This window comes from Microbacterium proteolyticum (assembly GCF_030818075.1).
GTDB classification, from domain to species: Bacteria; Actinomycetota; Actinomycetes; order Actinomycetales; family Microbacteriaceae; genus Microbacterium; species Microbacterium proteolyticum_A.
Genome location: NZ_JAUSZZ010000001.1, coordinates 2,870,161 through 2,895,217, shown reverse-complemented (window position 1 = coordinate 2,895,217; position 25,057 = coordinate 2,870,161). Strand labels below are relative to the sequence as shown.

The window sequence follows — 25,057 nt, the reverse complement described above, 5'->3', positions numbered from 1 at the left end:
GCGCACCTAGGATGAAGAGGTGACCACGCCCTCAGCGCCGAACCAGGCCACGCCCCCGAACCGCTCCCGACGAATCGTCTCTCTCACGCTGGCCGTGATCGCCGCACTCGTGGTGGCGTTCTTCGTCTTCGCCAACCTGTACTCCGACTGGCTGTGGTTCGCGCAGCTGGGCTTCACCGGCGTGCTGACCACGCAGTGGATCGGCCGCAGCGTGATGTTCGTCGTCGGCTTCCTGGCCATGGCGGTTCCGGTCTGGGGCGTCATCCAGCTCGCCTACCGCCTGCGCCCGGTGTACGCGCGCCTCAGCTCGCAGCTCGACCGGTACCAGGAGGTCGTCGAGCCGCTGCGTCGCCTCGCGATGTGGGGCATCCCGGTCTTCTTCGGCTTCTTCGCCGGGTTCGCGGCATCCGCCCAGTGGGAGACCACGTGGCTGTGGGTCAACGGCGTCGCCACCTCGGTCACCGACCCGCAGTTCGGGCTCGACACCGGCTTCTACCTCTTCGCGTTGCCGTTCTACGGTGCGGCGCTCGGGTTCGCCTCCGCGGTGGTGCTGGTCAGCCTGCTGCTCACCGGCGTCGTGTCGTACCTCTACGGCTCGGTCCGGGTGGGTCAGCGCGAGCTGCGCATCTCGAAGGCTGCGCGCATCCAGCTCGCCGTCCTCGCCGGTCTCTACCTGCTGCTGCAGGGCGCGAGCCTGTGGCTCGACCGCTTCCGCACCCTGGTGGAGCCGGGGGAGCGCATCACGGGCCCCGGCTACGTCGGCGCGAACGCCGTCATCCCCGGGCAGACCATCCTCGCCATTGCGGCGGTCATCGTGGCCGTGGCCTTCTTCGTCACCGCCTTCCTCGGGCGCTGGCGCTACCCCCTGATCGGCACGGCGCTTCTGGTGGTCTCCGCGATCGTGGTGGGCGCGGCGATCCCGTGGGCCGTGACGACCTTCCAGGTGCGCCCCAACCAGCTGCAGCTCGAGAGCCAGTACTTCGAGCGCAACCTCAACGGGACGAAGGCCGCGTACGGCATCGACAAGGTCGAGAAGGAGAACTTCCAGGCCACCACCGAGGCCGAGGCCGGTCAGCTGCGCAACGACGCCGAGTCCACCGCGCAGCTGCGCATCATGGATCCCGCGATCATCGGCCCCACGGTGCGACAGCTCGAGCAGTACCGCGCCTACTACCAGTTCACGAACCCGCTCGACGTCGACCGTTACACGATCGACGGCCAGACGCAGGACACCGTCGTGTCGCTGCGCGAGCTCAACATGAGCCAACTGGGTGATGCTGCTTCGTGGCAGAACACCACCCTCGTCTACACCCACGGTTACGGCATGGTCGCGGCCGCGGGCAACGAGCGCACCGCCGACGGCGACCCGGTGTTCCTCGAGCAGGCGATTCCCGGCACGGGCTTCCTCACCGACCTCGCGTACGAGCCGCGTGTGTACTTCGGCGAGTCGTCGCCGACCTACTCCATCGTCGGAGCGCCCGAGGGCACCGATCCGATCGAACTGGATTACCCGCTGGGTGCCGACGGCGGCTCCGACACCCGCACGACGTTCTCGGGCGAAGGCGGTCCCAGCGTGGGCAACGTCTTCAACCGTCTCATCTACGCGCTGAAGTTCCAGTCGGAGCAGATCCTCTTCTCCGACAGCGTCAACGCCGACTCGCAGATCCTGTACGACCGCAACCCCGCGGAGCGCGTGCAGAAGGTGGCGCCGTACCTCACCCTCGACAGCGACCCCTACCCGACGGTGGTCGACGGTCGGATCAAGTGGGTCATCGACGGATACACCACGAGCGCGAACTACCCGTACTCGACGGGCGTCTCGCTCTCGCGCGCGATCGCCGACTCGAACAACCCGGCCCCTACCTACGCGCTGGATGACATCAACTACATCCGCAACTCCGTCAAGGCCACGGTCGACGCGTACGACGGCTCGGTCGACCTCTACGCGTGGGATGACGAGGATCCGCTCCTCCAGGCCTGGCAGAAGGTGTACCCGTCCTCGCTGCAGCCGTGGAGCGAGATGTCGGCCGACCTGATGAGTCACGTGCGTTATCCGACCGACCTGATGAAGGTGCAACGCTCGATGCTGGGCGTCTACCACGTAGACGACCCGCGCTCGTTCTTCCAGCAGGACAACCGGTGGACCACGCCGAACGACCCGCAGGACCCGGCGACGTTCCAGCCGCCGTACTACCTGACGATGAAGATGCCGAGCCAGGACGAACCGACGTACTCGATGTTCACGAGCTTCATCCCGGCATCGCAGGGCGGACAGGCGCGCAACGTGCTGACCGGTTACCTCGCGGTCGACTCCAACGCCGGCTCCGAGAGCGGCACGAAGCGCGAAGACTACGGTCGATTGCGCATGCTGGTGATCGACGCGGCCACGACCGTTCCCGGACCGGGCCAGGTGCAGAACACGTTCGACTCCGACACCGCCGTCTCGTCGCAGATCAACATCCTGCAGCAGGGACAGTCGGAGGTGCTGAACGGCAACCTGCTGACCCTCCCGGTCGGCGGCGGCCTGCTCTACGTGCAGCCGGTGTTCGTGCAGTCGTCCGGTGACACGCAGTTGCCGCAGCTGCGACGCGTGCTCGTGGCCTTCGGCAATGAGATCGCGTTCGAGAACACCCTCAGCGAGGCTCTCGACACGCTGTTCGGCGGAGACTCCGGCGCCAATACGGGCGACGAGACCGTCACCCCGGTCGACCAGGGCGAGGGCGGAGCCACGGGTGGCGGCACGACCGTTCCCGACGGTGACTACGCCGCCGCACTGCAGGAGGCGCGCGATGCGCTGACGGCCCGTCAGGCGGCCCTGACCAGCGGCAACCTGGCCGAGTTCGCCACCCAGGACGCCCGCCTCACCGCGGCGGTGCAGCGGCTGCTCGACCTCGAGTCGCAGGGGCAGGGCGGAACCGCCTCGACCACACCGACGCCCGAGGCGACGCCCGCGGGCTGACACCCTTTGACCGACGCCGGCGCTCCGCTTCCGCGGGGCGCCGGCGTCGTTTTCGTGCGCCCGCGAGGGCCGGTCCCTTCGACAGGCTCAGGGACCTCGTCTCCTGCGCAGCACAGGTGGCTGAGCCCGTCGAAGCCCCCGGGCGGCGGCGCGCCCGCGGAAAGCGGGTGCCGGTCCCTTCGACAGGCTCAGGGACCTCGTCTCCTCCCGCGGCACAGGTGGCTGAGCCCGTCGAAGCCCCCGCGACCTCGCCCTGGGCGGCGCGATGGCAGAGGTGGCTGAGCCCGTCGAAGCCCCCGGGCGGCGGCGGGCCCTCGGAAAGTGGGTGCCGGTCCCTTCGACAGGCTCAGGGACCTCGTCTCCTCCCACGGCACGGGTGGCTGAGCCCGTCGAAGCCCCCGCGACCTCGTCCTGGGCGGCGCCATGGCAGAGGTGGCTGAGCCCGTCGAAGCCCCCGCGACCTCGTCCTGGGCGGCGCCATGGCAGAGGTGGCTGAGCCCGTCGAAGCCACCGGGCGGCAAGGCGCCCGCGGGCGCCGGGTGCCGGCCCCTTCGACGGGCTCAGGGACCTGTAACAGGCTCAGGGACCTGTGACGGGCTCAGGGACCTGGGTTCGGACCGCGGTGGAGGTGGCTGAGCCTGTCGAAGCCACCGGTGCCGGCGCAGGTGTGCAACCCGCGTCCCGGGCTACGCGGCGAGGAACCACCACCAGATCAGCAGCATCGTCGTGCCGAAGCCGGCGATCTGGTTCAACCAGAGGAAGCGGTTCCATCCGGCCGTCGCGCGGTCGCTCTCGGCATCCGTCACGTTCCGGTAGGGCCAGCACACCACGAGGTAGGGCACCACGAGCACCGCGGCCAGGGGCCCGGGCCACGCCGTGAACAGCATCGCGACACCGGCGAGTGCGTAGGCGACGAGGGCGAAGCGCACGGTCCAACGGGCTCCGCGGGCGGTGGCGATCGACGAGATGTCGGCGGCGCGGTCGGCCTCGACGTCTTGCACGGCGCCGAAGGCGTGCGACGCGATGCCCCACAGCGCGAAGGCCACCAGCACGAACACCAGCTGCCACGTCCATACGGCGCCGGCGAGAACGAGCCCGTACACGGCGGGGGAGAAGAAGTGGATGCTGCTCGTGACCGAGTCGGCGAAGGGTCGCTCCTTCAGCCGCAGCGGTGGTGCCGAGTAGAACACGACGAAGAACAGGCTCAGCGCCAGCACGAGCCACGACAGCGGCGAGCCGACGATCACGAGGAAGACGACGAACGGCAGACACGACAGGGCCGACGCCCACAGGGTGATGCGGTGCATGCGCTTGTCGAGCACCGCCCCGTGCGTGCCGCCCTTGCGGGGATTGCGGAGGTCGGATTCGTAGTCGAACACGTCGTTCACGCCGTACATCGCGAGGTTGTAGGGCACGAGGAAGAACAGGATGCCGACGATCAGCGTGGCGTCGACCTGCCGGGTCGTCAGCAGGTAGGCGGCGGCGAAGGGGAACGCGGTGTTGATCCAGCTGACCGGCCGCGACGAGACGAACAGCTCGCGGACGACGCGCCCGGGGGTCAGGGCGGGCAGAGTCATGCGACATCCTTCGGGGAGGGGCGGGGCGAGAGCAGCGAGAAGACCGCCGGCACGAGGAACGCGGCGCACAGCGGGTAGGCGAAGTCCTCGATGGGGGCGAGCCCGAGCCGGAGTCCGCTCAGATGCTCCTCGGGGTACGAGAACAGGTCGACGGCGATCATGAGGTTGTCGAAGACCAGAGTGAGCCCGACGAGCACGAGGGCGAGCAGACCCGAGGATGCCATCCGCTCGCGGAACCGCGGGCGGCGCAGCGTCGCGAGGGTCACTGCGGCCGTGACGACGACGAACGGCAGGACGATGAGCGGATAGGTCACGCGTGCCGCCCGTCCCCGCCGGCTCTGCCACGGTCACCCACCCGGCCATGATGGCCCGCGCGGGCGCGCTCGTGGGCCCGGCCATGATCGCCCGCGCGGGCACGCTCGTGGGTCCGGCTACGCGCGTCCGCCCGGTCGCGGTCTCCCGTGCCCGCCCCGGCCGTCCGAGCGCGCGTCCACCGCTCGAACACCGCGAACATCACGAGCGACAGGTAGCTCAAGAAGAGCAGGAAGAACACCTCTTCGAGCGGCAGGTGCGGCGCGAGCTCCACCCCGACGAACAGCGGGCTCTCGCCTTTGACGAACACCCCCGTGACGATCCCGACGAGGTCCCACGCGAGGAAGAACGCAGTCCCCACCAGCACGGTCGCGGCCGCCCGCACCGGGGCGACCCACAGCACCAGCGAGTACTTCCCATCGATCAGCATCATGCCGACCAACGAGAAGAGGATCGCGCCCAGGTAGATCCCGGGCACGTCAGACCACCGCGCGAGCCGGCTCCGCAAGAGGGCCGGGGGAGGTGTCGCCGGTCATGCGCTTGACGACGAGTTCCGCCGAGATGAGGCACATCGGCAGGCCGATGCCCGGCAGCACCGAGGTGCCCGCGTAGTACAGGTTCTTGACCTTGCGCGACCGGTTCTTGGGGCGGAAGATCGCGCTCTGCGTGAGCGTGTGCGCGAGCCCCAGGGAGTTGCCGTGCCACGCGTGCAGGTCTTCCTTGAAGTCCTCCGGCGCGATGGTCTTGCGCACGACGATGCGTTCGGCGAGATCCGGGATGCCGGTCCACTCGGCGATCTGCGCGATCACCCGGTCGGCCGCCTTCTCGATGCGTTCGTCGCCGGCACCCGACACGCCGCCGCGACCGCTGTCGGGGTCGGCGGGCACGGGGACGAGCACGAAGAGGTTCTCGTGGCCCGCGGGGGCGACGGAGGCGTCGGTGGCGCTCGGCCGGCAGATGTAGATGGACGCGGGGTCGGGGATCTTCTTGTTCTCCCCGAAGATGGCGTCGAAGTTGGTGTGCCAGTCGTCGGTGAACAGCAGCGTGTGGTGGGTCAGCTGGGGGAGTTCGCCCTTCACACCGAGCAGCAGCAGGAGGGCGCCGGGGCTCGGCACCTTGTCCTTCCACCACTTCTCCGGGTACTGCCGGTCCTTCGCCTCGAGCAGGTCGTTCTCGGTGTGATGCAGGTCGGCGCCCGACACCACGGCATCCGCGGAGATCACCCGTCCGTCGGCGAGGCGCACGCCGCGCGCGACACCCGCCTCGGTGATGATGGCATCCACGGGAGACGAGGTCTCGATCCGCACGCCGCGCTCGCGCGCGAGCTTCTCGATCGCCGTGATGATCTCGGTCATGCCACCCTTCGGGTACAGCACGCCGTCTCCGAGGTCGAGGTGACTCATGAGGTGGTACAGGCTGGGCACCTCGAAGGGCGAGCCACCGAGGAACACCGCCGGGTAGGCGAGGATCTGCTGCAGCCGCGTGTTCTGGAAGTCGGTGGTGACGCGGCTCCACAGCGTCCGGGTGAGCAGCGGGATGAGGGTGGGCAGACGCTTGACGAGGGCGGGGTCGCGCAGGCCCTTCGTCGACGAGTACGGGTCGTACAGGAACTTCGACGTCGACAGCTCGTAGGCGTCTTTCGCGGAGTCGAGGTACGCGTCGATGTTGTCGCCCGAGCCTGGCTCGTGCTCTTCGAACAACGCACGCACGGCCTCGCGGCCCGAGACGATGTCGATGGGCTCTCCCTTTCCGGGAGGGCCGTAGACGCGGTACGCCGGGTCGAGGCGCACCAGATCGAGCTGCTCGGCGGCACTCGTGCCGAGCAGCTGGAAGAAGTGGTCGAACACCTCGGGCATGAGGTACCAGCTGGGGCCCGTGTCGAAGCGGAACCCGTCACTCTCCCACGAGCCGGCGCGCCCGCCGAGCGCGTCGCGCGCCTCGAAGAGCTGGACGTCGTGTCCGCGGTCGGCCAGGAGGGCAGCGGTACCGAGACCGGCGATCCCGCCTCCGACGACGACGATGCGCTGGGTGCTCATGAACGGGGACCTTTCGGTGGACGCCCCAAGAGGGCGCGGGCGGCGAGGGTGGCTTTGACACCGTCGGGGACGCGGACGCGGCCGGCGCCCGCGGGGGAGGAGCGGAGCCGGCGCGACAGCTCCGCGAACAGGTCGTGCGCGGTGGTGACGGCGGCGCGGCAGTCGGGCGGCAGGTGGGGGATGACGGATGCCGCGGCGGCGAGGTCGGCGTCGATCCGGTCGAGCACCGTGGCGCGCCGCTCGTCGTCGGCCGCGCCGTCGAGATAGTCGCGGCCCAGCCGTTCGGCGTCGTCGTCGAGGTCGCGGAGGAAGTTGACGTCTTGGAACGCCGCGCCCAGGCGCCGGGCGCCGTCGACGAGATCGGCCGCGGGACGCGCGGGTGCCGACATCCCCGCGTTGAGGAACACCTGCAGGCACATCAGCCCGACGACCTCCGCCGATCCGTACACGTAGGCGTCGTGCGACAGGTCGTCGTGGGCGGCGGTGTCGATGTCGGTGCGCATCGAGGCGAAGAACGGGGCGATGAGGTCGGCGCCGATGCCGCACTCGCGGGCGGTGCGGGCGAAGGCGTGCACGACGAGGTTGGCGCTGAAGCCGGTGGCGATGGCATCCATCACCTCGGTCTCGAGAGCGTCGAGGACGGCGCGCTCCTTGTCGGGGGTGAGCCCCGCATCGTGGGCGGGCCCATCGACGATCTCGTCGGCGACGCGCACGAGGGCGTATACGTTGCGCACGTGCGGTCGCGGGCGGGGACCGAGCAGGCGCGTGGCGATGCCGAACGACGTCGAGTACCGGTTGATCACCGCGGCGGCGGCGTCATCGGCTGTCTGCGAATAGAGTGCGAGTCCCGTGTGGGCGGTGGTCACGGAACGCGCTCCGCCACCGTGTCGACGAGACCGAGCAGCATGGCCGTGCAGGCCGGGGGGAGGGTGGCGCCCTCCACGATCGTCGTGGCCTCCTCGAGCGTCTCGTAGACCATGCGCTCGAGCGCTTTGCGGGCACCGGATGCCGCGAGTGCGGCCTGAGCGGCACGGATGGCGACGGGGCCGGTGTGGGCCTGGGCGAGCGCGACGCTCACCTCGGGCCAGTCCGCTGTTTCGCGCGCGAGGGAGATGAGGTGCGTCTTCTTCGCCTCGCGCAGATCGCAGCCCTCGTCCTTGCCCGAGACGGCGGAGGATCCGAACGCCCCGATGAGGTCGTCGATGAGCTGGTAGGCGAGGCCGAGGCGTTCGCCGAAGCGTTCGAGCGCGTGCTGAGAAGCGTCGCTCGCGCCGGCCATGACGGCGCCGGCCTGCAGGGGCGCGGAGAACGAGTAGACGGCCGTCTTGTCGCGGGTGGCCTTGAGCACCGTCATCGGGTCGACGTCTCCGGCGGAGACGGCGTTCTCGACGTCGGCCAGTTCGCCGGCGGCCGAGACGATGACGGCATCCTCCACGAGGCGCAGCAGGTCGGCGCGCATGGGGGCCGGCACGTCGGCGAGGGCGACGAGGCGACCCGCTTCGTGCAGCAGCATGTCGCCGGCGAGGATGGCGGCGGCGTCACCGAGCAGCGCGGCACCGTTCTGGTCGGCCCCCTTGTCGAGACCGCGTTGCGTGAACTCGCCCCCGATGTTCGGGATGCCGCGGCGCTCGAGATCGTGGTCGATGACGTCGTCGTGCACCACGAACGCCGTGTGCAGCAGCTCGAAGGCTGCGGCCACCTGCCAGAGTGCCGAGAGCTCGACGCCGTCGCCGTCGAGGGTGTCGTAGGCGGCGGCGACGAGCAGCGGCCGGAACCGCTTGCCGCCCGTCGTGGCGCGCCGGATGGCGGAGACGAGGGCGACAGCACCCTCACCGAGGGGGATGACGCGGTACGCGAGGCGTTCGAGGGCCGTTTCGATCGCGTCCTCGATCTCTTGCCGGGCAGTGGGAGCGGACGGGACGGCGACGATCACGATGCTCTCCTCACGACGGATGGGTCCGCGAACAGGTGCAGCTGCTGAGCCTGGAGGACGAGCCAGGGGCTGAATGCCCACGGGGTCGCGCTGAGGGCTGCGGCGAGGTCGAGCGGGTCGACCCAGCGGTACTCGGCGACCTCGTCGGGGTTGGGCCGCGGGTCGTCGTCGGTGTGCGCGACGAACACGGGGCAGATCTCGTGCTCGACGATGCCGCTCGCATCCACCGCGCGATAGCGGAACTGGGGCAGGGCGAGCTCGAGATCGCGCACGCGCAGACCGACCTCGAACTCGGCCCGACGGTGCACCGCCGCCGCGAGGGGTTCGGCCGGCGCCGGGTGACCGCAGAACGAGTTGGTCCAGACACCCGGCCAGGTCTTCTTGTGCAGCGCCCGACGGGTGACGAGCACCTTGCCGTCGCCGTTGAGCACGTGGCAGGAGAATGCGAGGTGCAGGGCGGTTTCGGTATCGTGCACGCTGGCTTTCGGTGCCGTGCCGATGTCGTTGCCGAAATCGTCCAGGAGGACCACGTACTCGGTCTCGCTCATCTCGCCCCCATTTGCTAGTTTAGCTAGCGATGTGTGCCTGACTATACCCAGCCGGAAAGGGGGTGTCCACCGTGGCAAACCCCGTGTCGACCTCTGCTACGCGTCCTTCGGTGACGGCATCGCTGCGCGCCGTTCAGACCTTGAGCGATGCCCTCGACCGCATGCATAGCGGCATGAAAGGCGACATGGACATGAACGCCAGCGATCTGGCGACGTTGCGCATGTTGACCATCCGCGAGCACCGGGGGCAGATCGTCAGCCCGCACGACGTGGCGACGCATCTGCGCATCTCCACCGCGTCGACGACGAAGCTCATCGACAGACTGGTCGCGTCGGGGCACCTCGAGCGCCGTCCGCATCCCTCCGACGGTCGCGCCCGCGTGGTGGTGCTCACCGACAAGTCGCGGCGCGAGTTCTTCCAGCACTTCGGCGTGCACCTGGGGGCGATGCGCGAGATCGCCGACCGCTTCGACGACGCCGAGCTCGCCACCGTGACGCGTTTCATGGACGAGCTGACCGAGGCCCTCACGACCGACGACTGAGCGCGCGCCTCCCACGAGGAGTCCCGCTTCCGCTCGCGCCCGCCGAGGACCCTGAGCCCGTCGGAAGGGCCGGTGCCGGCCATCGGCCTCAGCCACCCCCGCGTCGTCACCGCGTCCGCGCCACCCGCACCCCGACATCGTCGAACGCATCCCGCGGCCGCCCACCCCGTCGCGCCGTCGCCCGCACGAGCGCCGGGGCGTCCGACCACCCGCCGCCGCGGAACGCGCGTGCGTCGCTCCCACTGTCGGGATCGTAGGCATCCATGCACCACTCCCAGACGTTGCCGAGCGTGTCGAACAGTCCGTGCAGGTTCGGCAGACGCGCCCCGACGTCGGAGGGATGCCCCACGCCGTCCGCCGCGGTCCACGCCACCTCGCGCACCGGCCCGTACGCCGCCGACGTCGACCCGGCGCGGCACGCGTACTCCCACTCGTCCTCCGTGGGCAGGCGGAAGCCGTCGGCCTCGGCATCCTGATCGACGACCTCGCCGTCGAACGCGTACACCGGATCGAGCCCCTCCCACTCGCTCAGCGCGTTGCAGAGCCGGATCGCGCGCAGCCAACTGATCTGGGTGGCGGGGCGCCGGGGGTGACGGGACGGGATGCCGAGAAGCTCCGCGAGCTGCTCCTCGGTGACGGGGTAGACGGCGATCTCGAACGCGTCGACCACGATCTCGCGCCGGCCCTCGCCTCGGAGGTCGCCGCGCAGCACGCGGCCGGCGGGGATGGATGCCATCTCGACGTCGTTCATACGCGTCCGTTCCCTCGCTCGCGGTGCAGTTTCCAGGATGACCCGCGCGAGACCATCCTGTGGGATGGGTGACAGCGGGTCGGCGGTGCTGTACGCGGTCGGAGCGGAAGGCGAGGGGAGGGCGATGCGCTAACGAGGTTGCCTCGGCGATTGTCTACTCGCGCGGATGCGCGGGTACGTGAGAGCGATGATGGCCGTTGCGAGGAGCACAGGGAACGCACGTCCCTGCGTCCAATAAGTGAACCGAGAGAGCTCTAGCAGCCCCACGAAAAGAGTGGTCACCGCGAGCAGTGCGGGAATGCTCCCCCTCGTCATACGAGCGAAGATCACGCCGCACGTCAGGCCCACGACGACCCAGAACAGCAACGCGAAGACGATCCCGAACTCGGCGTAGCTGACCAAGAAGGACCCGGTGTTGTTGAACTCCGGGTTCGCATTCGACTTGAGGATATTGGCCCACCATGCCGTCGCCTCCAGACCTTGCATGCCCTGATGCGGATAGAGTGCGGCGACGACGGGGAAGTTCCAGAACCCGTCAATGGCGAAGTACGGCTGAGCGTTGATCCCGCGAGTCGCGTCGACCATCAAAGCGGAGTTGTTGAACGATGTCGTGTAATAACCCGCGAGCCGAAGGCTCACCCACTCCGCGAACGGGAGGCTGGTGAGGTTCTGGTAGTAGACCCAGCTGCGGGAATACTCGAATGTGGCGAACAACGCCCACGCCATCACGGGAGCGACGATGGGTGCGACGCGGATGAGTGCCGCCCGCTTCGTCCTGCCCTGTGCCGTGAGCGCGGCCAGCAGGATGAGCGGCAGGACGGCCTCGATCAGCGCCAGCCGTTCGGCGTAGAACATCGCACGAAATGCAGCGAGCCCTATCAACACCCAGTAGATCCGACCCCCACCGTCGATTTTCCGCAGGATCACGCCGAGCGCAATCGCCACCGGCCCGAATTGGGTGAATGTCGTCAACCCGCCGATGGGGCGGCTATTGGCCTTCAGCTCGGAGATGGCCCCCAGATCGCGGTCGAGGACGCTCGTGAGGTTTGCGATGGACACGCCCTGTGAAATGGCGCTACCAAGCCAGAGGGCGTATCCGGCGAGACTGAGAACCAAAAGGAGCCGGTATGCCCGGCGGAGAAAGCGTAGCTGCTTGACGGTGACGGCGATGGTCACACTTCCGCCCCGAGAAGCGAGACCGGCGCCGACGAGGGTGCTGAGCAGGAACGTCAGCAGAAGCACGACGAGGACGAGGGACAGGTTGACGTCGAGGTAGTCCGGAACACGCCACTCAACAAAGAATTCCGACGGGAGCGAGATCGCGATGAGAGCCATCGTTCCGGTGAGAAGGGCGAAGGCCCAACTCGGACGCAGCCACCAGGGCCAGCTCAGGGTGAATGTCGTCGCGATCGCATCGTCTGCTGATGGCCCGACGTCGATGCGGCGGCTAACGGATGTCATCGGTTTCCGTCTTGAGGCGATACAGGCGAAGCGGCACCACGCTGGTCCACGCATGACGGCGACGACGGCCGTGCGACGACTGCCATGTCGCCCTCTCCTGCCCCCGAGCTAGCCGGCTCACCGGGGGAGGAAGCGCGCAGCGGCTCTGAGCGATGAAAGACCCGCCAGGCGGGCGTCACCATGGTCGGCTCGATCATGCCGCCCCCCATCTATCCGGCCATCCAGTACCTGAGCAAAATTGTGTGCAAGAAACGGCCGCCGACCGCGACATTCGCGCGCGATTGGTCGGATCTTTCCCTTCAACTCTAGCCGCCCGTTTCAAGCGCAAGTGGCCACGAATCGGGATGAATTCCCTCGTGCATGTGGGGTACGGGGCTTGCTCTTCACGAAGATCACGAAAGGTTGAGATCTGCGACCAGCGGGGACCAATTCCGCCGTCGTCAGGCAAGCTCCACCATCCACAGGTCGCTGTCGCCGGTGATGAACAGTCGCTTCTCCGCGGCATCGAACGCACAGTTGCTCACGACGTGTGGAGTGGGGATGACGCCCAGTCGTCCACCCTCCCCATCGACGATGACGACTCCGGCTTCGCTCGAGATCCACAGCCAATCGCGGCTGTCCACTGCCAGGCCGTCGGGGATGCCGGCATCCACCGTCGCGAAGGTGCGCGGGGTGCCCAGCACTTCTCCGTCCCACCGGCAGGCGACGATTCGGGGGAGACGTTGCGCGTTCGATTCGGTCACGTAGAGCGTCTTCTCATCCCGACTGAACGCGAGGCCGTTCGGCTGATCCAGGTCGATCATTCGGTGCAGCCCGTCGGCGTCGGACCAGCGGTACACGCTCTGGTGGGGGAGGGCGGGATCTGCGGGGTAGCCCTCTCGAGGGTCGGAGATGCCGTATGTCGGATCGGTGAACCAGATCGCCCCATCGGATGCCACGAGGAGGTCGTTCGGAGAGTTCAAGGGCTCACCCTCATAGGCGTCGATGAGTAGTTCGGTATGCCGTTCGTCTGTTCGACTGATTCCGCGACGCCCGTGCTCCGCCTGAACGAGACGACCCCTGTGCATCAATCGCGTTCCCGTTCGCGAAATCCGATCGATCGCGCACCGTGACGATGCTGCCATCCTCCCGCCAAGCGAGCGTTCGGCGGCCGATCACGTCGCTGAAGACGAGGGAGTGCTCCTCCGGCCACCAGACGGGTCCCTCCGCCCAGGTGGCGTCGGCGTAAAGCGAGAGCAGGCGTGACGTCGGAGGCAGGACGGCGGAGAGCCGCTCGTCCCACACGCGCGGCTGTGCGACATCGACATGCTGAGGGGAACGGGGGTTCTGCAGGATCCGGCCGTCGAGTGGAAGGGGCATGAAGTCAGTCAAACGGCTGCGGCCGCTCCGCGGGGGCGGGTTGACGCCCTCTGCAGAGGACGGAGCAGTGGGCGCAGCTTGAGTGAACGCAGAGAGGGCGCCGCCGACTGATGTCGACGGCGCCCTCTCGAACGATGAGCGCGTCAGTCCGCGCTGCGGCGGTTCCGACGAGCCGTGGCGGCCACGGCGACCGTCGCGCCGGCGAGCACGAGAGCCCCCCCGCCGATCCAGAAGCCGAGGAGCGAGTTGGCGTCCATGCCCGTTTCGGCGAGTGACGAGCTCGCTTCGGTGCCGCCCCCCGTGGAGGAGCTTCCACCGGTGCCCGCGCCGCCACCGACCACGGAAGTCGAGGTGGAAGGGGTTCCGTCCGCGGCGGTTCCTGCCGCGGTGAGGACATACGAGCCGATCTGCGGCTCCGGGAGCGTGATCACGGCGGCCGCCGAACCCGATGCGTCCGCGAACTTGGTGACCGACGCGGAGGTCACGGAGGCGCCGGCGGAGGCGATGTTCGAGGCCGTCACTCCCACGCCGGTCAGCGTGAAGGTGACAGGGCTACCCGGCAAGTAGCCACCGAAGCCCTGGGGGCCGTCCTCGCTGATCTGACGGGACTGCACACCGGGTCCCGTGGGGGGATACTCCGGCGTCGCGGCGTTTGCGACGACCGGCGCTGCGAGAAGCAGCGCGCCGGCGAGGGCGGCGGAGGCACCGACCTTTGCGAAGTTGAGCTTCATGAATGCCTGCTTTCAAATCCGGGCGACCGGGGATAGGTGGACCGCGTGCGCGCTATCCGAAACGAACGCAAGGGAAGGACAACGACAGTGCGGTTGATTTATATAAGCGCATTTCTGAGTATTGCTTAGGTGCAAGCCCGGCGCAAACTGGGAGGGTTTCCAGCACATTAATTTCGTCTGTTCGCTCCTTGCCGACGTACGAAACACGCACACTCATCCCACAAGCGCTGGGGAGGAGGGGACGCAATCGACCTCGACGACCGGATCCAGTGCCGGGTCGGCTGTCGGTGTCACCCAGGCCTCGGCGCGGGAGGCGGTGAGCGTCGAACGCACGAGGAGCGTGACGGTCTTCTGCGTCTGCGGGGCGAGAAGCGCCCCGAAAGTCACCACCTGGTGCGTTCCGATCGTGGCGGTCTCGTAAGACGCGTCGTCCGGCATCGTCGCCGCGACCAGCTCGAGTCCCTCCGGCAGATAGATGTTGCCCACGACTGAGGCGGAACCGGGCGGCACGCCGTATCGTCCATTGCCGGTGACGTACGCGGGAAGCGACGTCGCGGCGTCGGCGGGCGCATCGCTCGCGATCGAGAGGGTTATCGTCAAGTCGGGTCGTGCGTCCTCGCTGCGGACGGGACATCCCGACCAGGCGATGTCGACGGTCGGCTTCAGGTAGTAGCTCATCTTCGACCCGGTGCCGTCGTTGAGAAACACGCCCACCCTGGCGGTCTCCGGATCATTCTCCGGGAGGTCTCCCGCGATGGGGGTGCCTACAATGACGCGCTGCTCGTCTGCGTTCGCACTCCACACCCGAAGGCGATGCTCCTCAACACCACGGGTCAGCCCACTCAACATCGCGGCCATCGAGCCCTGCGCGGACAGCAGCTTGCCGAAGACGAGCGATGCGGCGGATGCGAAATACGCATCCTGGTCCACGGGCCGGGAGAACTTTGCGTACACGTCGCTCATGAGCAGCGCAGGTGCATTGCCCGCATCCAACTGCCCGCCGGTCGGCAGAGTGACGGGACCCGTCGCCGTGAGAAGGTAGGACAGCAGGACGGGGTCGACGGAGAGGACGCCATCCGCCTCGACGCCGGTGGCGGCCTGATACATGTCCCGGGCCAGCGGTCCGTCGAACGTGAAGTCCGGGATTTGCGTCAGATTCTGAAAGTACCGCCCCGGCCTCGACTGGTAGACCGACTCGATATCTGCGGGCAGAACGGACCCGGCGTCCGGGAGAAGCCGCGTGAGGGCGGCTGCGGAGATCGTCTGTCCGAGCGAAATGGACTGACCGTTCCACTCGAGCTGGATCACGGTGCCCGAGATGCCGCCGAGCGAACGCCACTCCGCATTGTTCTGGACGAGGATCAGATAGGTGCGGGGTGCTCCGGGCTCGAGCATCGAGGGCAGGAGCTTCGTGGCGCGGGAAAATGCGTCCAACGCTCCGGCCGACCGTGTGAAGAGCGCATCCGCCTCTTCCACCGCGACGTCCACCCGCCCCACCAGCGGAGCGCGATCGATGTCTGACACAGCGCCGGCAGCTGACTGCGCGATTGCGGCCGACGATTCCGCCGCACCCGAGAGCGGCGCCAGGACGGACATGTCGAGGCGTCCGCCCGGGGATTTCAGCGTCTCCAGGGGAACCTGCCGGGTCGCTTCGATCAGCGGCGACACTGCTCCTCTCAGAAGTCGATCGGTGGAGGCGGTGACGACGCGAAAGGCGTTCAACTGCGGGCCGACCCACGGGGTGCCCTCGGCGAGAAGCCAGATCGGGTCCGATGTCAACTCCCGAGCCGCAGCCGAATGCTCGATCAGCCCGCGGAGGGAGTCTCCTGCGGCCGCAGGGTCGGCCGCCACCTTGCTCAAGAGCGACGGCGCGTCCGCCTTCAAAGCGTTCATGTGCTCGAAAGCCATCGAGCCGCGGATGCCGACCCACCCGATGGCGACGAGCGCAAGAAGGAGGAGGGAGCCGACGCTCCACGCGAGCACTCGTCCGACGCGGTGGGCCGCGGGCGGAAGAAAGTGACCACTCATCCGTTCTCAGGTCCTCGTCGTTGACTGCGCACCCGGTCGATCCGACCCCGTACGTTGCGCACCGTCACCGGTGAACGGGTCAGCGCGCGACGTCTCGAGACGCGCGCCGGGAGTTCCCGTCCTCGGCCGCGGGAAAGACGTTGAGACCACCCCGTCGGGACTCCGCTGGTGTGCGGTTCTTCTTCGATGTCGATTCCTGCGTGTAGCCGTAGCCGTAACCGTAGCCGTATCCCGAATAGTAGGAGTCGGGACCGCGGGTCGGCACCATGGACATGACGAAGCCGGCCAGCTTCGCCCCGACGGTGTTCAGGGCATCGGTCGCGCCCGCAAGCTGGTGCTTCGTCGTCTTGCCGGCCGAGACGATCATGATTGCGCCGCTCGTCACGCGGGCGAGGATGGCGGCGTCCGTGACGGGGAGCAGCGGCGGGGCATCGCAGAGCACGACGTCGAACTCCCGCTCGAGCATCTCCAAAAGATTCCCCATCTGCTGCGAACCGAGCAGTTCGCTGGGGTTGGGAGGGATCTTGCCGGAGGGGAGGACGTAGAGGCTGCGGCCGCCCCACGGCATCATCACGTCGTTGATCGTCGCGCGCCCGATGAGGACGTCCGTCAGGCCGGCACCGCCCTCGACGCCAAGATACTCGGCGATCTTCGGTTTGCGTAGATCGGCGTCGAGCAGGGCTACCCGCTTGCCCGCGTCGGCGAGCGCGATCGCGAGGTTGATTGTCGTGGTCGACTTCCCCTCGCTGGGAATGGAGCTGGTGACGACGAAGCTCGACCGACCGCCCATGTCGAGGAACTGTAGGTTTGTTCGCAACGCACGGAACGATTCCGCCCGAGGGCTCAAGGGGTCTGCGTGGACAATGAGCGGGCGTTCCTTCGCCTTGGCGTCGTAGGCGATGGCACCGATGCCAGGGGCGCCGGTGAGCTGCTCGGCATCGCGCGGTGTCCGCACGCGGTTGTCCAGGCTGGTCCGCAGGACCGAGGCGACGAGGCCTGCGAGCAGACCGATCAGGCCGCCGATCGCGAGGTTCAAGGGAACGTTCGGGCTGGTCGGACGCAGAGCGGGCTGAGCGTCCCGGACGGGACTCAGTCGGACCGGGCTCGAGCCGTCTTCGGCCTCGGGCTCGAGACGCGGCACGACGGTCGCGAGGCTAGATGCGACCGCGTTCGCCACGTCAGCGGCATCTGCGGGGTCGTTGCCGGAGACCATGACGGTGATGAGAGTGGAGTTGAGAGCCGCCGATGCGGTGACTCGAGCGGCGAGCGTCTCAGCCGAATCCGCGAGTCCGAGGTTCGCGATGACCGGATCCAGTACCGCCGGGGTGTCCACCAGGCCGACGTACGTGTTGATCCGAGCCTGCGTGAAACTCGATCCCTGCTGCAGTTCAGCCGTCGTACTTCCGCCCTGTGTGGAGACGAAAACCGTGCTCTGCGACTCATAGACGGGGGTCCGAGTGAGCGTATAGGCAGTGGCCGCGCCGACGCCGAGCAGCGTCAGCACGACCATCATGAGCCAGTTCTTGCGGAGGATGCGGATGTAATCGCTGAGCTCCATGATGCCTCTCGAATATGCGCTGGGTTGGATTTCTGCAGCGCGGAATCCGCATCAGTCTTACACATGGAATGTTTCCGACTGGTGTTCTTGAAGGGACCATCCCTGGTGCCGAGGGACATGTGAGCTGATCGTTGTCCCGTTGGCTCCGCGGTTCATTGATCCGGCGTACGTGTCGTCGCCGTCGCGGCGAAGGCCAGCCGGACGACGCGAACGACCGTCGGCACACTCTGCTCGAGCTCCCTTGCGGTCTGCCGGTACACATCCGCGGACCGGCCGAAGGGATCGATGACGTCGTCGTCGAGCGGCGTCCGAGGGGGATCGATCAGCCCCCGACGGGCTCCGAGCGTCTTGAGGAAGCCTTCCAGCAACGCGGTCGGCGTCGCGTCCTGCGCCGACGCAGCAGTACCCGAGAGGAGCTCCTCGTCTGACATTCCCGCGGCCAGCCGGCCGAATTCCCGGAGCGTGAACGCCTTGCGTGTCAGCGCCGGGGCCAGTTCGACGATCTCGCGTCGGTGCTCGCGAGCAAGAGGCAGAACGAGATCGACGCCGTCGAGCAGTGCCGGTGTGAGCAGTCGGGCCCGATGCTCCACGTCGAGCGGTCGGGCGATGCCCAGCGACACGGCGGTTTCGATCGCCTCGCGTGGCATCGTCATCCCGCCACGAGCCCGGGTTCCGGCGCTTGCGACTGAGACGTCGAGATCGGAAAACGCCTGCGTGAGAAGATGCTCGACCAATGGGGATCGGCAGATATTGCCCGTGCACACCGTGAGAATGTTCATGAATGCGTCCGTTCGTCTGTGCCTGTTAGATCAAGAACCACGCCTCGGCCCGTAGGTTAGCGACGTGCACTTCGACCCTAGCGATGGAGATTCACCGCCCATTCCCTCGCGTAGTGGGGCAGGCGAGAATTCCGTCGCCGTCCGCCCTAGGCGGATGCGACGGGATTGGCGCCTGGGCGGTTCATCCGTGCGCGGGTGGAACGGCTCGCTCGTCGCGACGGCGATCGTATGCGGTGGGGTCGGTGTTGCGACCTCGACCGTGGTCGCCCGGATACCGACACCCTGGGCTCCGCTCGTATCGAACGTGCTTCTCTGGATCGCGCTCGCCGGCGCCGTCGTCTTCGGCTTCTCGCGGTCTCGGCCGGCGGGTCTTCTCCGCTTCCGGTCCACCGACGCGCTGTGGGGAATCGCAGCGGGACTGACCCTTCGCCTATTGCAGGGGGCTACGAGCGGAGCGGGTGCGAGTGCCTTCCCGACCGTGGCAACGCCGGACGGCACAGTTCCGATCGACTGGTGGTCCACCGTGGCGCTTCGAGGAGCGTTGGTCTCGCCGTTGATCGAGGAATTTTTCTTCCGGGCCGTCCTGCTGGTGTCGCTGTTCCAGCTGCTCCGCAGAGCCGCCGGGGCGGTCGCCGCCTCGGCGGCCTCCGTGCTGGCTACCTCCGGTGCTTTCCTCCTGATCCATGTGCCGTTCGAGCCCCTCGGAGCCGTCGCGGCGTTTCAGGTGTTCGTCGTCGGAGTCACCTGCGGTCTCCTCGTATTGCTCACCGGTCGCATATGGTCCGCTGTAATCATTCACCTGGCCTACAACACGTCCTTTCTTGCGCTGGCCCTCGTGGGCATGATCTTGTCGTAAACGCCTCATCAGGGGCATTTTTGATCTGCCAGTCCAGGCCTAAGTCGAGGCGGTTTGTGTGCTGTGTGGTCCTGCGAAACACGACGTTTACTCGCGGCGTTGTTTCGTCGGATGAATGTGCTGTTAGGGTTCTTTTTAACGGCCCGAGCTAGCAGACCAAAAGAGAGGTCGGTGCACTTTGACGTTAGAACTCAAGGTTGGCACGACGTCGTCGTCGTCCCCCGACTTCCTCAATGAATCCGTGGTCGTGAAAACCCGGAGTCGAACGACCACGCGCCAGCCGGCCACGCCCTCTGCGAGTACACCGGAAGGGCTGCGGGGCGGAGAATCGACCGCCACGGCCGTTTTCCGCGTGCTGCACATCGCCGAGAGCTTCGCTGGCGGTGTGGGCAACGCCATTCTCGATTACGCCGCGAGTCTGCCGGAGTTCGAGCACCACCTGATCTACGGCGAGCGGGATGACTCGCCGATCTCACGGTCCGTCCTCGGCGCGTTCTCGTCGGCCGTCCCGATGGGGTCGAGTCATTCGGCTCGGCTCCGGACAGTGAGAGACGCCCTCCGGTCACGCGAGTGGGACGTCGTGCACGCGCACTCGAGCTATGCCGGGGTGTACGCCCGCGTCGCCAACCTGGGTTCGCGTAATCGCATGGTGTACACGCCCCACTGTTATGCATCCGAGCGCCTGGACGTCAGCCTCACCAAGCGGGTCGTCTTCCGACTCGTGGAGCGCTCGCTCGCCCTGCGCACCGGCGTGTTCGCTGCGTGCTCGGAGCGCGAGGCCGAGCTGAGCACGGGATGGCCGCGGCGAGCCGTGGTGTACGTCCCCAACATCGCCGTGTCGGGGGGCTTCGACCGCGAACACGCCTACGACGGCTCTCGCGCCCTCCACATCGTCGGCGCGGGCCGGGACGCCGTACAGAAGGACCCAGACTTCTTCCTGAAGTGCGTTCAAACCCTTCGGGGCCGCGGCCTGGACGTCCGTGCGACGTGGATTGGGGGAAGCGACGCGCTGCGGGCGCGATTCGCCCCCGCGGGGATCGACGTCACGGGATGGCTGACGAGGGATGCCGCCCTCAGCACCCTGGGTGAAGCTGACCTCTACGTGCACACGGCGGCCTGGGAGGGATTCCCGGTCGCGATCCTCGAGGCGGCCGCGGTCGGCGTGCCCCTTCTTGCCCGGAAAATCCCGGCCTACGCGGGGATGGACATCCCTCAGTTCGACGATCCGGACGACCTCGCCACCATCGTCTCCCGTTTGCGTTCGCAGGCCGATCTGTGCAATCTGGTGCAGAGGACGCGATCGGCACTCGCCCCGAATACCTGCGACAGACAGCGCGCAGCCCTGATCGAGGCCTACGAGTCCGCAAGCGGCCGACGATTGGCACCCGTCGCCGCCGTGGCGACGACAACGAGATGAGTTCGATGACCCGTGTGCTGCTGTCGGGACGCGTCTACGACCATCAGGTCGGCGGCAATACGCGTTACGTGCGGAGTGTGTACGACCGCATCGCCGAGCACGGCGTCGAGTTCCAGGTGGGTCGCCTGCCCCGAAGCGTGAACCGAGGCAAGGTCCGCAGTGCCGCGTTCGCCCTCGCCGAGGGCGTGGTCTGGCCGCGCTTCACCCCCTCTGATGTCGACGTCGTCCATTTCCCCGCGGACACCGGATCGGTCGTCAAGAGTGGTAAGCCGGTGGTCGGCACGATCCACGGTCTCGCGACGCTGCACATGCCCGGGGTGCGTTCCACCGGGGCGGACGCTCTCTGGAAAGGACGTGTCCGCAGGCTCGCGCGTACCAGTGACCGGATCGTCACCGTGTCGCAGACGTCCGCCGACGATATCGCTTTCTTCGAGCCGTCCGCGGCTGAACGGATCGAGGTGATACACCACGGAATCGATCATGAGAAGTTCAACACCCGTCCGCTGAGCGGGGCGGAGGCGGCCCTGAGCGAGCTGGGCGTGCCGGAGAGGTACTTCTTCTACGCGGGCAACCTCGATCCCCGCAAGAACGTCGTCGCCCTCACGGAGGCGGCATCCACGACCTTCCGCGCCACCGGTGTGCCTCTCGTCATCTCGGGAGCCCCGGCCTGGGACAGCGAGGAGATCTTGCGGAGCGTCCGCGGAACCGAGGGAGTGATCTACCTCGGTCGGGTCCCCGACGACTCGCTGATCACACTGATGCAGAACGCCGTCGCCTTCTGTTTCCCGTCCCACTACGAGGGGTTCGGCTTCCCCGTGCTAGAAGCGATGGCGTGCGGTTCCCCGGTCATCTGCAGCGACAAGGGCTCGCTCGCCGAGGTCGCGGGCGGCGCCGCCCTCGTGCTCGACAAGCGCGATCCCGACACGATCGCGCAGGCAATGCAGCATCTCCTCGCCAGTCCGGGCGAGCAGGAACGTCTCCGCGGGGCCGGGCTCGCCAACGCCGCGCGATTCGACTGGGATTCATCGTCGGCGCGTCACGCCGAGATCTTCCATTCGCTTGCCCGCTGATCGCGATCCTCGTCCCGCCGCCCTCGGCCTCTCGCCCGGAGTTTCATGAGATACGTCATCGCCCACGCTTACAGCTCCACCAACTCCGGTGACGGCCTTCTCGTCGAGGAGGCGATCCGTCTCATCGAGGAGGTGGACGAGCGCGCCGAGGTCATCGTGCTCGCTCTCGACCCCGACAGCTTCACCGACCGCGCCAACGTGCGATTCGTCCACCCCTTCACGGGGGAGGCGCGCTCCGCGTCGAACACGACGGTCCTGCGCGCGGCGCTGATTTCGGTCCTGCGGGGGCTCCGGTTGCCGCAGAAGACCTCCCGTCTCCTGGACGAAGCGGATTTGATCGTCGGCGTCGGCGGCGGGTACATGCGGGGGGCCAACGCAGTGGAGGCCCTCAAGATGGTGCTTGCGCACCTTCCGCAGCTGGCTACCGCCAATCGGTCGGCCACACCGGCGGTGTACCTCCCGCAGAGCGTCGGTGCCCTGCGGTGGGGGACGCAGGCGCTCGTGCGTACGCATGGTGCGAACATCGTGTGGCATGTCCGCGATGACCGTTCCCTTTCCCTGCTGGAGGGCTCGGCGACGGTTCGGCGCACGCCGGACACGGCCGTCCTCCCTCTTGGCTCGATGACCGTGCATCCCCGCATCGCCGCGGAGACGGAAGATTCTGCGACGTTCGGCCTGGTCGCACGCAGCCTGCACTCGACCCGCACGCGCATGGCGCGATATGTGGACGCGATCCGCCGCACCGTCGCCTCGCTGCATGCGAGGCCGTTGCTGCAGGCGAGCGCCCGCGGCAACAACGACGATCGGTTCTACAGCGAGACGCTCGGTCGGGCCGCCGAGAGCAGTCTCATCCAGGCCACGTCATCCACCGCGGACGACCGTCCGCATGTGATCGTCTCCGTGCGCCTGCACGGCGCGATCCAGAGCATCCGAAACGGCGTGCCCGCCATCCACCTCAGCTATGAGCGCAAGGGATGGGGTGCGTACGAGGATCTCGGGATCGCTGAATACGTGCACAACGCGTTCGATTTCGACCCCGATCTCGTGAGACGTCAGGCTCTGGCGCTGTCGACCGATAGTTCCGGCTACTGGAACGCGGTCGCCGAGCGGGCCGCGCATATCAACGGCGCGCGCGAGACCCTCCTGGCTGATCTCCGCGTCGCGCGAGGCTGAGTTGGCGGGTTCGCGGAGAGGGAAGAGCGTCGCGGCGGCTGCTCTGCCATTGCTCATGATGGGCACCGGCGGCCTCGTAGCACTCACCCCCGCTCGCGGTGATGGCGGCTTCCGCGCGTCTGCTCTCAATCGACGAGCAGGCCGCCGTCGCCATCGCGGCGGGAACGGGGGCGTTCCTGGCTGCCATCGCGGGGGCCGCCACCCTCGAAGCGCGGTTGGCCGAGCCGCGCCTCGCTGAGAAGACCTACGTGCCCCTCTGGGCGACTCTGCTCGGACTCCTCGGCGGCGTGCTCCTCGCCCTCGGCGAGATCTCGCCCGTGTTCATCTGCATCGGTCTGCCGGCCTGCATGGTGGCCTTGCAGATCGGCCGTCTCCACGCCGTCAACGCGTCAGCTTGGAAAACCGAGCTGGTCGCGGCGGCGGCGCTGAGCATCGCCCTGCTCGTCGCCCTGCTGCTCCTGCTGTCGACGAGCCCTCTGGCCTACGTGCCGCTGGGCGTCGGCGCGGCCGTCGCTGCGGCTTCCCGGAGTGTCGGTGCCCCGTGGCGCGTGGCAGGGCGACCGGCGACCTCGACGGTGATCTGGATCACGATGGAGACCGCGGTCGTCGCGGCGATTCCGTACGTGACGAATTTCGCCATTCTGGCGTTCCTCGGGCCGGCTGATACCGTCGCTTTCCGGCTCGTCTTGTCGACCTTGGGCGTACTCCAGCCGATTCTCGGATACGTACGCGTACGCCTTTTGGGTCGCCATTCGAAGCGCTTGATCGTCGGATGCTATGGGCTGTCCGCGCTCGCGCTGAGTTCGGTGCTCGTCCTTCACTTCACGGGCGTCCTAATGCTCGTCTACGGCGAGGCGTGGGAACCCGTCACCGTCGCGATCCTTCTCCTCGCGAGCGTATGGAAGCTGCTCACCATTTCGGAGACGGCCCCCTTCGCCTCGCTTCGGCGACGCGGTTCGGTCCGTACCGTCTTCACCGCCCGTTTCGTCTCGGCCGTCGTGAACGTGACGTTGACCACGACGGCAGCCGCCCTGTCGGGGACGATGGTCGCCGTTTTCGCAGCATTCGTCCTCGCTCAGATGGTGACCATCGTGCTGTACACCGTGATGGACTCCCGGGATCGTCGGTCACGGTCTGAAGGTGATATTCAAACGCAGTGAGGGAAGCGACCGTCACGGCGAAGCGGGGAGCGTTGCTTCGTCGGGTTCGTGTGATTGGTGGTCGAATCGCTTGGCAGGCTGAAGGGTGAGAGGGCCTCGACCGCTCGACGCGGTTAGGTCGAACCGACGACCTTCTGGTCGGAGGTTCCTGACACATCCAAAAAACATGCGCAATATGACCTCAATATGCGTGGATGGGTCCTACGCTCTTTTCAGTCGGCGCCGTTGTTCGGCCCGATACTGTCGCACTCCAGGACAGTCATTCATAGCAACTCGAAGGCGAGGAGCCATGCACCACCCTTACGCGCACCATGTCGCACACCGCCCGGTTTGGGCGACCCCGCTTGCCACCGTCGTTCTTTGGACGGCAGTCATCGCGTTCGCGGTGGCGGGCGCGGTGACCATTCCCTTCCATGGCGACGCGGGAGCAGTCCTGCTCGTCGCCGCCCTCATCGTGGCTGCCCCGGCAGCTGCGGCCAGCCATTACCGCAGCGACCGCTGACGACGGCCCGTCCGGTACGGCGGAGAATCGACCGCGGCGGCCCGACGGATCAAGGGACCGGTGGAAGGCCCGAGACGATATCGTCTCGGGCCTTTCACCTGCCGTCATCCGGGGCACGAGGGAAAGGCAGAAGGCCCCGGATCACACGATCCGGGGCCTTCTTCTTGTTGCGGGGACAGGATTTGAACCTGCGACCTCTGGGTTATGAGCCCAGCGAGCTACCGAGCTGCTCCACCCCGCGGCACAAGAGAAAACATTACGCCGAGATGAACGACATGGCAAATCCGGACGTCCCGCCCGGGAGT

General features: G+C 67.5%; 22 protein-coding genes and 1 tRNA gene. 8 read left to right on the top strand and 15 right to left on the bottom strand.

Features of this window, described 5'->3' with window-relative positions:
* The first annotated feature begins 19 nt into the window (after positions 1-19).
* The gene (locus QE392_RS13450; RefSeq protein ID WP_307452557.1) at positions 20-2,959 is read left to right on the top strand and encodes a UPF0182 family membrane protein; all 2,940 of its coding nucleotides are present in this window, start codon (positions 20-22) and stop codon (positions 2,957-2,959) included.
* A gap of 686 nt (positions 2,960-3,645) precedes the next feature.
* Here QE392_RS13450 and QE392_RS13445 read toward each other — a convergent pair.
* From QE392_RS13445 to idi, 7 genes are read right to left on the bottom strand one after another with little or no spacing between them, the layout of a single operon-like run.
* Complete coding sequence (locus QE392_RS13445) at positions 3,646-4,536, bottom strand: prenyltransferase (protein ID WP_307452555.1); 891 nt, start codon at positions 4,534-4,536, stop codon at positions 3,646-3,648.
* The gene (locus QE392_RS13440; RefSeq protein WP_307452553.1) at positions 4,533-4,850 is read right to left on the bottom strand and encodes a lycopene cyclase domain-containing protein; all 318 of its coding nucleotides are present in this window, start codon (positions 4,848-4,850) and stop codon (positions 4,533-4,535) included. The genes QE392_RS13445 and QE392_RS13440 overlap by 4 nt, the downstream gene beginning before the upstream one ends.
* Entirely contained in the window at positions 4,847-5,326 is a 480-nt protein-coding gene (locus QE392_RS13435; RefSeq protein WP_307452551.1) for a lycopene cyclase domain-containing protein, read from the bottom strand. Before QE392_RS13435 ends, QE392_RS13440 begins: the two co-directional genes overlap by 4 nt.
* Position 5,327: 1 nt before the next feature.
* A complete protein-coding gene (crtI, locus tag QE392_RS13430; protein ID WP_307452550.1) occupies positions 5,328-6,884 on the bottom strand; it encodes a phytoene desaturase family protein in 1,557 nt (518 codons plus the stop codon).
* Positions 6,881-7,750 carry a phytoene/squalene synthase family protein gene (locus QE392_RS13425; protein WP_307452548.1) on the bottom strand — a complete coding sequence of 290 codons (870 nt, stop codon included), beginning with the start codon at positions 7,748-7,750 and terminating at the stop codon, positions 6,881-6,883. The genes crtI and QE392_RS13425 overlap by 4 nt, the downstream gene beginning before the upstream one ends.
* Positions 7,747-8,817, bottom strand: a complete 1,071-nt coding sequence (locus tag QE392_RS13420) for a polyprenyl synthetase family protein (protein WP_307452545.1) — start codon at positions 8,815-8,817, stop codon at positions 7,747-7,749. Before QE392_RS13420 ends, QE392_RS13425 begins: the two co-directional genes overlap by 4 nt.
* Complete coding sequence (gene idi, locus QE392_RS13415; protein ID WP_307452543.1) at positions 8,814-9,365, bottom strand: isopentenyl-diphosphate Delta-isomerase; 552 nt, start codon at positions 9,363-9,365, stop codon at positions 8,814-8,816. The genes QE392_RS13420 and idi overlap by 4 nt, the downstream gene beginning before the upstream one ends.
* Positions 9,366-9,556: 191 nt before the next feature.
* Between idi and QE392_RS13410 the strand changes: the two genes are divergently transcribed.
* Positions 9,557-9,907 carry a MarR family winged helix-turn-helix transcriptional regulator gene (locus QE392_RS13410; protein WP_307452540.1) on the top strand — a complete coding sequence of 117 codons (351 nt, stop codon included), beginning with the start codon at positions 9,557-9,559 and terminating at the stop codon, positions 9,905-9,907.
* A 106-nt stretch (positions 9,908-10,013) separates the two neighbouring features.
* On the opposite strand, the gene QE392_RS13405 is transcribed toward QE392_RS13410, so the two are convergent.
* The 7 genes from QE392_RS13405 to QE392_RS13375 all read right to left on the bottom strand — a co-directional run bounded on the left by QE392_RS13405 (position 10,014) and on the right by QE392_RS13375 (position 18,574).
* Complete coding sequence (locus QE392_RS13405) at positions 10,014-10,658, bottom strand: formylglycine-generating enzyme family protein (protein WP_307452538.1); 645 nt, start codon at positions 10,656-10,658, stop codon at positions 10,014-10,016.
* A 129-nt stretch (positions 10,659-10,787) separates the two neighbouring features.
* Positions 10,788-12,119 carry a hypothetical protein gene (locus tag QE392_RS13400; RefSeq protein WP_307452535.1) on the bottom strand — a complete coding sequence of 444 codons (1,332 nt, stop codon included), beginning with the start codon at positions 12,117-12,119 and terminating at the stop codon, positions 10,788-10,790.
* 440 nt (positions 12,120-12,559) lie between these two features.
* Positions 12,560-13,186 carry an SMP-30/gluconolactonase/LRE family protein gene (locus tag QE392_RS13395; RefSeq protein WP_307452532.1) on the bottom strand — a complete coding sequence of 209 codons (627 nt, stop codon included), beginning with the start codon at positions 13,184-13,186 and terminating at the stop codon, positions 12,560-12,562.
* Between the two features lie 435 nt (positions 13,187-13,621).
* Positions 13,622-14,209, bottom strand: a complete 588-nt coding sequence (locus QE392_RS13390) for a hypothetical protein (RefSeq protein ID WP_307452530.1) — start codon at positions 14,207-14,209, stop codon at positions 13,622-13,624.
* 213 nt (positions 14,210-14,422) lie between these two features.
* Entirely contained in the window at positions 14,423-16,117 is a 1,695-nt protein-coding gene (locus QE392_RS13385) for a DUF4012 domain-containing protein (RefSeq protein WP_307452528.1), read from the bottom strand.
* Positions 16,118-16,316: 199 nt separating this feature from the next.
* Positions 16,317-17,795: a polysaccharide biosynthesis tyrosine autokinase gene (locus QE392_RS13380; RefSeq protein ID WP_307452525.1), complete on the bottom strand. Its 1,479-nt coding sequence runs from the start codon at positions 17,793-17,795 to the stop codon at positions 16,317-16,319.
* Between the two features lie 152 nt (positions 17,796-17,947).
* Positions 17,948-18,574: an arsenate reductase/protein-tyrosine-phosphatase family protein gene (locus tag QE392_RS13375; protein ID WP_307452523.1), complete on the bottom strand. Its 627-nt coding sequence runs from the start codon at positions 18,572-18,574 to the stop codon at positions 17,948-17,950.
* Positions 18,575-18,878: 304 nt separating this feature from the next.
* On the opposite strand from QE392_RS13375, the gene QE392_RS13370 reads away from it, so the two are divergent.
* From QE392_RS13370 to QE392_RS13345, 6 genes are all read left to right on the top strand, one after another.
* Positions 18,879-19,430, top strand: coding sequence for a CPBP family intramembrane glutamic endopeptidase (locus QE392_RS13370; protein WP_307452520.1), 552 nt, complete (start codon positions 18,879-18,881; stop codon positions 19,428-19,430).
* A gap of 352 nt (positions 19,431-19,782) precedes the next feature.
* Entirely contained in the window at positions 19,783-20,847 is a 1,065-nt protein-coding gene (locus QE392_RS13365) for a glycosyltransferase (protein WP_307452518.1), read from the top strand.
* The gene (locus QE392_RS13360; RefSeq protein WP_307452515.1) at positions 20,844-21,917 is read left to right on the top strand and encodes a glycosyltransferase family 4 protein; all 1,074 of its coding nucleotides are present in this window, start codon (positions 20,844-20,846) and stop codon (positions 21,915-21,917) included. The genes QE392_RS13365 and QE392_RS13360 overlap by 4 nt, the downstream gene beginning before the upstream one ends.
* Before the next feature lie 45 nt (positions 21,918-21,962).
* Positions 21,963-23,090 (top strand): polysaccharide pyruvyl transferase family protein, encoded by a 1,128-nt coding sequence (locus QE392_RS13355; RefSeq protein ID WP_307452513.1) that lies wholly within the window; start codon positions 21,963-21,965, stop codon positions 23,088-23,090.
* Positions 23,091-23,191: 101 nt separating this feature from the next.
* On the top strand, positions 23,192-24,250 hold the full coding sequence (locus QE392_RS13350) for a hypothetical protein (RefSeq protein ID WP_307452511.1): 1,059 nt from the start codon (positions 23,192-23,194) through the stop codon (positions 24,248-24,250).
* 289 nt (positions 24,251-24,539) lie between these two features.
* Positions 24,540-24,752: a hypothetical protein gene (locus QE392_RS13345; protein WP_307452509.1), complete on the top strand. Its 213-nt coding sequence runs from the start codon at positions 24,540-24,542 to the stop codon at positions 24,750-24,752.
* Between the two features lie 167 nt (positions 24,753-24,919).
* On the opposite strand, the gene QE392_RS13340 is transcribed toward QE392_RS13345, so the two are convergent.
* Positions 24,920-24,993 (bottom strand) — tRNA-Met (locus tag QE392_RS13340).
* Positions 24,994-25,057 lie beyond the last annotated feature (64 nt).